Consider the following 9,126-nt stretch of genomic DNA (forward strand, 5'->3'; position numbering starts at 1 on the left):
ACATGGCAACTCTCGAACTTAAAAACGTCAAGAAAACCTACGGCAGCGGCTTGCCGGACACCCTCAAAGACATCGAACTGAAGATCGAGTCCGGCGAGTTTCTGATTCTGGTTGGCCCGTCGGGTTGCGGTAAATCGACCCTGATGAACTGCATCGCCGGCCTGGAAAATATCACCGGTGGCGAGATTCTCGTCGACGGCGCCGACATCAGCGGCATGAGCCCGAAAGACCGTGACATTGCCATGGTGTTTCAGTCGTACGCCCTGTACCCGACCATGAACGTGCGCGAGAACATCGCGTTCGGGTTGAAGATGCGCAAGATGAGCGCGGCGGCCATCGAGGAAGAAGTGTCCCGCGTGGCCAAGCTGCTGCAAATCGAACACCTGCTGGCGCGCAAACCGGGCCAGCTTTCCGGCGGCCAGCAACAGCGCGTGGCCATGGGCCGAGCGCTGGCACGGCGGCCGAAGATTTACCTGTTCGACGAACCGCTGTCGAACCTCGACGCCAAGCTGCGCGTTGAGATGCGCACCGAAATCAAGCTGATGCACCAGCGCCTGAAAACCACCACCGTTTACGTCACCCACGACCAGATTGAAGCCATGACCCTGGGCGACAAAGTGGCGGTGATGAAAGATGGCGTGGTGCAGCAATTCGGCACCCCGCAACAGATTTACAACGACCCGGCCAACCTGTTCGTGGCGAGCTTTATTGGTTCGCCGCCCATGAACTTCATTCCCCTGCGCCTGCAGCGTCGCGACGGTCGCCTGCTGGCGCTGCTGGATTCCGGCCAGGCGCGTTGCGAGCTGCCGCTGGCCATGCAGGACGAAGGCCTGGAAAACCGCGAAGTGATTTTGGGTATTCGCCCCGAGCAAATTTGCCTGGCTGCGGCCGGCTCCAGCCTGCCGAGCATTTTGTCCGAAGTGGAAGTGATCGAGCCGACCGGCCCCGACACCCTGGTGTTCGTCAACCTCAACCAAACCAAAGTCTGCTGCCGCCTGGCACCGGACATGGCGCCGCGTGTGGGCGACACCCTAGAGCTGCAATTCGACCCAGACAAAGTGCTGCTGTTCGACGCCAAAAGCGGAGAGCGCCTGGGGCTGCTGGGAAAGTCGCAACCTGCTGAGAAAGCAGGGCGTGTGACGCGGTTGATTCCGCGCGAAGGCTGAAAGCATCGCGGCTAAAGCCGCTCCTACAAAACCGTGTAGGAGCGGCTTTAGCCGCGATAGGGCAAACACCGATTTAAGCAGTACCCCCACCGCAAGGCGGGGCCCTTGATATGTACCGACGCGCAACCGTTATCCGAAGCGCAACAACAATAAAAATCAGTGGAGTGGATATGAGCACAATGAAAAAAAGTCTCTGGGCACTGCCGTGCGCCCTGGCAATGTTCCCGTGGTCGGCCCAGGCCCTGGAGTTCAGCGGCTATACCCGTAACGGTATTGGCACCTCGGTAAACAGTTCCGGCCAGCAGTGCTTCCAGCTGCAAGGCGCGAAGTCCAAATACCGGTTGGGTAACGAATGCGAGCAATACACTGAATTGGACCTGCGTCAGGACCTGTTCAAGCTCGACGACGGTTCGGTGTTGAGCGTTGAGGGCATGGCCCAGCTCTACAACCAGTACGACAAAACCCCGAAATACACTGGCGACTACGGCTTCGCCCGCATGAACCAGATGTACGCCGAGTGGAGCAACATGCCCGCGCTCAATGGCGGTTCGTTCTGGGCCGGTCGTCGTTTCTACAAACGAAACGACATCCATATCTCCGACTTCTACTACTGGAACCAGAGCGCCACCGGTTTCGGCTTCGACGAAGTTCAGATCGGTGACCTGAAGTACAGCTACGTGTTCTCGCGTAAAGACAACTACGACCAGGAACCGTACATCAACCGTCACGACTTCAACGTCGACGGCTTCAACACCAACCCTAACGGCACTGTGCAAGTGGGCGTCAGCTACATCGACAAGCCCGACAGCACCGACGCCCACAGCGGTTACTCGGTAACCGTGCAGCACAAACAGAAAGAATTCCTCGGCGGCGTTAACACCCTGGCCTTCCAATACGGCGTCGGCCCCGGCACTGGTCTGGGCTACACCGGCGATCCGACGCTGGACGACAGTGCAACCAACTGGCGCGTGGTGGAATTCTTCGATTGGCAGGTGACCAAACATTTCGGCGGTCAGTTCGAAATCGTCTACGAAAAAGACAAGCGCGAAGACGGCCAGGACCAGAACTGGCTCTCCGTTGGCGTGCGTCCGGTGTATGCAATTACCGACACCTTCAAGTTCGTCACCGAACTGGGCCGCGACCAGGTTGAAGCCCCTGGCGGTACGCGCAAGCTGACCAAATTCACCATCGCCCCGACGTGGTCGCCGATGGGCCCGGGCTTCACCACCCGTCCTGAATTCCGCTTGTACTACACCTACGCAAGCTGGAACGAAGCGGCACAGCGCTCGGCGAGCATGGTCGCAGCGGGTTCGGCACTGTCTGACACCGGCGCCTTTGGCACCGATCTGCACGGCTCCAACTTTGGTGCGCAAGTCGAATACTGGTGGAAGTGATGCCTGAGCGCGGTCGATGAGCCGGAAAACCATCAGGCCTATCGTGCCGCGCCCGGAACTTGTGGCGGCCAGCGAGCAGATGCGCATAGAGGACAACCCTCTGCACGCGCTGCTGGCTGACGCCGGCAAGCCCCTTTTCAGTTGGACGCGCCATCAGGAGCGCGACCTTTTTCTAATCAGCCATCCCACCTGCGAGGCGGTGTTCAGCCGGCAGGGCGGGCAGCTGCTGCATTTCCAACCGCGCGGCCAACGGCCCTGGTTGTGGTGCGCTGCGCGCTGGCCCAAACATGGCGCCATTCGTGGCGGTGTGCCGGTGTGCTGGCCGTGGTTCAGTCGCCACCCGACCGAAAGCGGCTGGCCGTCCCATGGTTGGGCGCGGCTCAGCGACTGGGAGCTGATAGCCCACGAAGCCGACGCCACTGGCGTACGCCTGCATTGGCGGTTGGACTTGTGCGAGTGGCAAGTGGAGCTGTTTGCCGAACTGGGCGCCGAGCTGAAATTGCGCCTGGTCACACAGCATCAAGACAGCGAACCGTGCCAGCTCAGCCATGCCTTGCACGGCTATTGGCGCGTGGGCGACATGGCGCAAGTGGCGATTCGCGGCCTGGAGCGCGCCCACGGCTACGACCTGTTACTGCGCGACGACTTCCAGCAAAACAGCCCACTGCGTTTGGACAACGGCTGCCACCGCGTGTACCGGCGGGCAGGGCGCATCGACCTGGATGATCACCTGTGGCGGCGCCGGTTACAGATCGACACCAGCGGCGGCGCCAACACCGTGGTCTGGCACCCGGGCGCAAGGCCGCTGGCCGATGTCGGTTGGCATGAGGCGCTGGGGTTTGTGTCAGTGCAGGCGGCGAGTTGCCGGGAAGACAGCGTGACGATTGGGCCGGGGGAAGAGGCGGAGCTAAGGCTTCACGCACGCCTCCTGTAGGAGCGAGCTTGCTCGCGAAGGGGGCGATGCGGTTTGCCGGGTGATCGCCGTTCACAGGGTTCGCGAGCAAGCGCGCTCCTACAAAAGCAGCGCGTGATTAACCCGGGTCATCCTCATTCGGATACCGGCTGGCGTTCAAACTCTCTTTGATCTTGCGCAAATGCGGCTGGAAATCCACGCCTCGGCGCAGGGTCACGCCGGTGGCGAGTACGTCGAGCACGGTGAGCTGGATGATGCGCGAGGTCATCGGCATGTAAATGTCGGTGTCCTCCGGCAGGGGAATATCCACGCTCAAGGTGCTGGTCTTGGCCAGCGGCGAATTGGCTGCCGTCAGGCTCAACACCGAGGCGCCGTTTTCGCGGGCCACGCGTGCCACTTCCACCAGTTCGCGGGTGCGGCCGGTGTAGGAAATGATCACGAACAAATCGCCGGTATGGGCCACCGAGGCGAGCATGCGTTGCATCAGCACGTCGGCATGGGCGGTGACGGCGAGGTTGAAGCGGAAGAATTTGTGCTGCGCGTCCAGCGCCACCGAGGCCGAGGCGCCGAGGCCGAAGAAGTTGATTTGCCGGGCTTGAATAAGAAGGTCCACGGCGCGGCTGATTTTCTGCGGATCAAGCTGGCGGCAGGCGCTGTCGAGCGAGGCGATGGCACTGCCAAAAATCTTCTGCGTATAGGCTTCTGGCACATCGTCAGCTTCCACCGCGCGGCTTACATACGCAGCGCCGCTGGCCAGGCTTTGCGCCAGCTGCATTTTCAGTTCGGGGTAACCGCTGACGCCGAACGAGCGGCAAAAGCGATTCACCGTCGGCTCACTGACCTGAGCTTCCTGCGCCAGGGTGGCGATGCTGAAACGGGTGGCCTGTTGCGGACTGCGCAGAATGGCTTCCGCCACTTTACGTTCGGCTTTGTTCAGCTCGGCCAGTCGGCTTTGGATCTGCTCCAACAGGTTACGCACGCGTTCCATCTGGTTTCCTCGGTGATACGGGCCAATTGCAGCCGCTACGCTTGAGGCGCGGGCAGGGCGGCCTATCCTAACTGTGAGGCCCTGCAAACGGCCACTGTCGACAGTGAGATGGGCAAAATGTTGTTTTGTTTACAACATTTAAGCTTGATTTCAGCCGGTTAACGCGGTATTCCTTCCAATACTTGATAAAAGAACAAATATCATGCCCGTGATCACTGCAAAACCCTGCACCCTTATCCTGTTCGGCGCTCTGGGCGACCTGGCGTTGCGAAAACTCTTTCCCGCCCTGTATCAGCTTGATCGCGCCGGCTTGGTGCACGCCGACACGCGCATCGTTTGCCTGGCCCGGGACAAGGGCGAGCCCGCTACACACCTGGCATTTATCGATGACTGGATGCACCGCTACATCCCGGTCATGGACCTGGACGGCGAAGTGCTCGAACGTTTCCGCCAGCGCCTGCGCTACATCAGCATGGAATTCGCCCAGCCGGAGGACTACGCCGCGCTGGTTCAGGAAGTGGGCGATTCCGACACGCTGATTGCCTATTTCGCCACGCCCGCGTTCGTCTACGGCGCCATCTGCGCCAACCTCGCCGCCTGCGGTCTGGCCGAGAAAACCCGCGTGGTGCTGGAAAAACCCATCGGCCACAACCTGGAGTCGTCGCGCGCCATCAACGATGCCGTCGCCGCGCATTTCCCGGAAAGCCAGATCTACCGCATCGACCATTACCTGGGCAAAGAGACGGTGCAAAACCTGATTGCCCTGCGCTTTGCCAACAGCCTGTTCGAAACGCAGTGGAACCAGCACCACATTTCCCACGTGGAAATCACCGTGGCCGAAGTGGTGGGCATTGAAGGGCGCTGGGGCTATTTCGATCAGGCCGGGCAATTGCGCGACATGATCCAGAACCACCTGCTGCAACTGCTCTGCCTGATCGCCATGGACCCGCCCAGCGACCTGTCGGCTGACAGCATCCGCGATGAGAAAGTGAAAGTGCTCAAAGCGCTGGCGCCTATCACCCCGGAACAGCTCAGCCGCCAAGTGGTACGCGGCCAGTACGTGGCGGGCAGCAGCGCCGGCAAGCCGGTGCCCGGCTACCTCGAAGAAGACAACGCCAACCTGCAGAGCGATACCGAAACCTATGTGGCGGTGCGCGCGGAAATTCGCAACTGGCGCTGGTCTGGCGTGCCGTTCTACCTGCGCACCGGCAAGCGCATGCCGCAGAAACTGTCGCAGATCGTTATCCATTTCAAAGAGTCATCGCACTACATCTTCGCCCCGGAACAACGGCCGCTGGTGAGCAACCGGCTGATCATCCGTCTGCAGCCGGACGAAGGCATTTCCCTGCAAGTGATGACCAAAGATCAGGGCCTGGATAAAGGCATGCAACTGCGCAGCGGCCCGTTGCAGCTCAACTTCTCCGAAACCTACAAGGCAGCACGCATTCCCGATGCCTACGAACGGCTGTTGCTGGAAGTGACGCAAGGCAACCAGTACCTGTTCGTGCGCAAAGACGAGGTCGAACACGCTTGGCTGTGGTGCGACCAGTTAATCGCCGGCTGGAAACAGCTCGGCGACCCACCCAAGCCATATGCGGCCGGGTCCTGGGGACCCATGGCGGCTATGGCGCTGATTACCCGTGATGGGAGGTCCTGGTATGGCGATCTCTGAACTGAAATTTCCCGCTGGTGTGCAGGCGTTTAGCCAGGCATCGGCAACACAGCACGCACACGACCTGGCCGAAGCAGTGGCCGAGGCCCTGAGTGCGGCGTTGCGTGAACGTGATTTTGCCAGTTTGGTGGTGTCCGGCGGCCGTAGCCCGGCGGCGTTTCTCGACGCGCTGAGCACGCAAAAGCTGGACTGGGCGCGCGTTGTCGTCAGCCTCGCTGACGAGCGTTGGGTGCCCACCGAACACAGCGACAGCAACGAAGCGTTGGTCAAACGCCACTTGCTGCGCGGCGATGCGGCGCGTGCACATTTCATCGGCTTGTACCGCAGCCCGGCATCGCTCGACGCCTCGGTGGCCGGCGCCGAACTGGCGCTTAGCGAACTGCCGCAACCGATTGATGTACTCGTGCTGGGCATGGGCGACGACGGTCACACCGCCTCGCTATTTCCCAACAGCCCATTGCTGGCCTCGGCCCTCAGCGCCGATTGCCCGCAGCGCTGCCTGCCGATGCTGGCGCCGACCGTGCCGCATCAACGCATCACCCTGACGCTGCCGATACTGCGTTCGGCGCGCTCGATATTTCTTGCCCTGCAAGGCCCGGCGAAGCTGGACACCTTGCGTACCGCATTGGCGGGTGATGACGTTCACACCATGCCGATTCGTGCCTTCCTGCGCTCGCCGCTGTCTATTTACTGGTGCCCCTGACATGACACTCCTCAACAGCGTGACCCCGAGCATGGATGAAAAAACCGCACAGATTGATGCCATCTGCCGTCAGGCGCGCATCCTTCCCGTGGTGACCATCGACAACGAAGCGCAGATTCTGCCCATGGCCGACGCGCTGGCCGAAGGCGGGTTGCGCACCCTGGAAATCACCCTGCGTTCGGAACACGGCCTCACCGCCATTCGCCTGCTGCGCAAGGAACGCCCGGACCTTTGCATTGGTGCCGGCACCATTCTCGACACGCAGATGTTCAAGGCAGCGGAGGAGGCGGGCGCCCAGTTTATCGTCAGCCCCGGCTGCACCGCCGAGTTGCTGCGCTTTGCCGTCGACAGCCCGGTGCCGTTCCTCCCGGGCGCGGGCGGGGCGTCGGATTTGATGCTGGGTTATGCCATGGGCTATCGGCGCTTTAAGTTGTTTCCCGCCGAAGCCTGTGGCGGTATTCCGGCACTGAAAGCGCTTGGCGGGCCGTTCAACCAAGTGCGCTTTTGCCCCACCGGCGGCGTAAAGCCCGACAATTTGTTGGCCTATATGGCTGTGCCGAATGTGATGTGCGTGGGCGGTAGCTGGATGCTCGACAGCGCGTGGACCAAGGCGGGCGATTGGGCGCGGGTGACGCAGGTGAGTAAGGATGCGTTGGCGTTGTTGGAAGGCTGAAGAATTGCGTTTGCTTCATCGCGGCTAAAACGGAGTGCCGCCCAGCCGCTTCCTACAGGAGCGCCCAACGGCCTGTGGGAGCGGCTTTAGCCGCGATGCTTTTGCTCCGAATGTACAACCGGCAACACCAGACTCGCCACAAATCCACCATCGGCATGATTGGCCAGCTCCAGCGTGCCGCCATGCCGTTCCGCCGCCCGACGGGCAATCGCCAAGCCCAAACCATGGCCCGGCGCACTTTGCTCTGGCGCGCGGAAAAACGGTTCCCCCAGTCGCGCCACATGTTCGGGCAGCACGCCCGGGCCATGGTCGCGCACGCTCAAGCGCACCTGCTCTCCCACACGCTCCGCATGCAATTCGATGGGCTGCCCCGCCGGGTTGAAGCGCAGAGCGTTGCGCAGCAGATTGTCCAGCGCGCGCTCGAGCATGTCTGGCCAGCCGGACAGCGTCAGGCCCGGTTCAACCTCTACCGTCACCGTTTGCTCGGCCTCATTGAGCTGTGCTTCTTCCTGGCGGTTATTCAGCAGCGCGGCGGCGTCCACTGGCTGCGGGGCACCGAGGTTGGCGTCCATCCGCGCCAGCGCCAGAATTTCGCTAATCAACGCTTCCAACCGATCGCACTCGCGCTCCAGGCGCGGCCACAGCTTCGCCCGTTCCTCCGGCCCGGCGCGTTCGGCCAACGCCAAGGCAATGCGCAGACGCGCCAGTGGTGAACGCAGTTCGTGGGAAACATCGCGCAGCAGCTGGCGCTGGCTGGTGATCAAATCCTGCAAACGCTCGCCCATGCGATTGAAGTCGCCGGCCAGCACGCCAAACTCATCACGCCGATTCGCCAGCCGCGCCAGCGTGTGTTGCTGATACGCCGCTTGTCCGAGGTCATGCACCGCGCCCCGCAATTGGCCGAGCGGACGGGTGATCGACAACGTCAGCAGCAGGCTCAGGGCCGTGAGCACCACCAAGGCAATAAACAACGCACTCAACGGCCAGAGCAGGCTGCCACGGTGCCAGTTGTCCAGTTCCGGGTGCGGGATGCGGTAGATAAATAGATAGGTTTCGCCGCTGGGGCTGGTGTAATCCGCCGTAATCCGGCGCCAAGGCAGGCGGCGCGGATCGTCGTGTTGGCGCTTTTCAAAGGCAGCGGCGCGGCGCGGGAAGGTGCCTTGAATCAGCGCGTTGCCGTTGTCATCCAGCACCTGCGTGTCGATATGGAAATCGCGTTTGCGCTGCTCCAGATAATCCTGCGCCGCCTGCTGGCCCTCACTCTCATAAATGCGCACCCAATTCTCCGGCACGCCTTGCAGCGCCGGGTGCTGGCTGAGAATCCAGGCGTCCTGGTTCAACACCCGACCCAGCAGCATCGACAGGCCGGCTACCAGCACAATGGCCAGCCAGAAACTGGCGAAGATTCGCCAAAAGAGTGAGCGCACGTGGACTCCTTGTTAACGGACAAAAACCCAGCCGAGGAGGGCTCGGTTGGGTTGGGGGCGGATCAATGTTAGTGGCAGATGGTTGACTGTTTGAAGCCTGTGCAACGTCCAAAATTCTGGATCCAGCGTCCCAAGCCATGCGCAAATCCGGGAACGACTCAACTAACCGTCAACCCGCCCCCGACTCACA

At 61.5% G+C, this 9,126-nt stretch carries 8 protein-coding genes; 6 read left to right on the top strand and 2 right to left on the bottom strand.

Going from position 1 to position 9,126, the window contains the following annotated elements:
• The first annotated feature begins 2 nt into the window (after window positions 1-2).
• From AC0IW7_RS23090 to AC0IW7_RS23100, 3 genes are all read left to right on the top strand, one after another.
• On the top strand, window positions 3-1,166 hold the full coding sequence (locus AC0IW7_RS23090; protein ID WP_463382901.1) for an ABC transporter ATP-binding protein: 1,164 nt from the start codon (window positions 3-5) through the stop codon (window positions 1,164-1,166).
• 179 nt (window positions 1,167-1,345) lie between these two features.
• On the top strand, window positions 1,346-2,560 hold the full coding sequence (locus tag AC0IW7_RS23095; protein WP_471821124.1) for a carbohydrate porin: 1,215 nt from the start codon (window positions 1,346-1,348) through the stop codon (window positions 2,558-2,560).
• 85 nt (window positions 2,561-2,645) lie between these two features.
• Entirely contained in the window at window positions 2,646-3,494 is an 849-nt protein-coding gene (locus AC0IW7_RS23100) for a D-hexose-6-phosphate mutarotase (RefSeq protein WP_471821126.1), read from the top strand.
• 97 nt (window positions 3,495-3,591) lie between these two features.
• Here AC0IW7_RS23100 and AC0IW7_RS23105 read toward each other — a convergent pair whose 3' ends face one another.
• Entirely contained in the window at window positions 3,592-4,452 is an 861-nt protein-coding gene (locus AC0IW7_RS23105; protein ID WP_205898642.1) for a MurR/RpiR family transcriptional regulator, read from the bottom strand.
• 211 nt (window positions 4,453-4,663) lie between these two features.
• Between AC0IW7_RS23105 and zwf the strand changes: the two genes are divergently transcribed.
• Genes zwf through AC0IW7_RS23120 form a run of 3 tightly spaced genes read left to right on the top strand, consistent with a single transcriptional unit; the run spans window position 4,664 to window position 7,509 of the window.
• The gene (gene zwf, locus AC0IW7_RS23110) at window positions 4,664-6,133 is read left to right on the top strand and encodes a glucose-6-phosphate dehydrogenase (protein ID WP_471821116.1); all 1,470 of its coding nucleotides are present in this window, start codon (window positions 4,664-4,666) and stop codon (window positions 6,131-6,133) included.
• On the top strand, window positions 6,120-6,836 hold the full coding sequence (gene pgl, locus AC0IW7_RS23115) for a 6-phosphogluconolactonase (RefSeq protein ID WP_471821118.1): 717 nt from the start codon (window positions 6,120-6,122) through the stop codon (window positions 6,834-6,836). Before zwf ends, pgl begins: the two co-directional genes overlap by 14 nt.
• A 1-nt stretch (window position 6,837) precedes the next feature.
• Window positions 6,838-7,509 (top strand): bifunctional 4-hydroxy-2-oxoglutarate aldolase/2-dehydro-3-deoxy-phosphogluconate aldolase, encoded by a 672-nt coding sequence (locus AC0IW7_RS23120; protein WP_471821120.1) that lies wholly within the window; start codon window positions 6,838-6,840, stop codon window positions 7,507-7,509.
• 86 nt (window positions 7,510-7,595) lie between these two features.
• On the opposite strand, the gene AC0IW7_RS23125 is transcribed toward AC0IW7_RS23120, so the two are convergent.
• A complete protein-coding gene (locus tag AC0IW7_RS23125; RefSeq protein ID WP_471821122.1) occupies window positions 7,596-8,936 on the bottom strand; it encodes a sensor histidine kinase in 1,341 nt (446 codons plus the stop codon).
• Window positions 8,937-9,126 lie beyond the last annotated feature (190 nt).

Source organism: Pseudomonas sp. AC229, assembly GCF_979254655.1.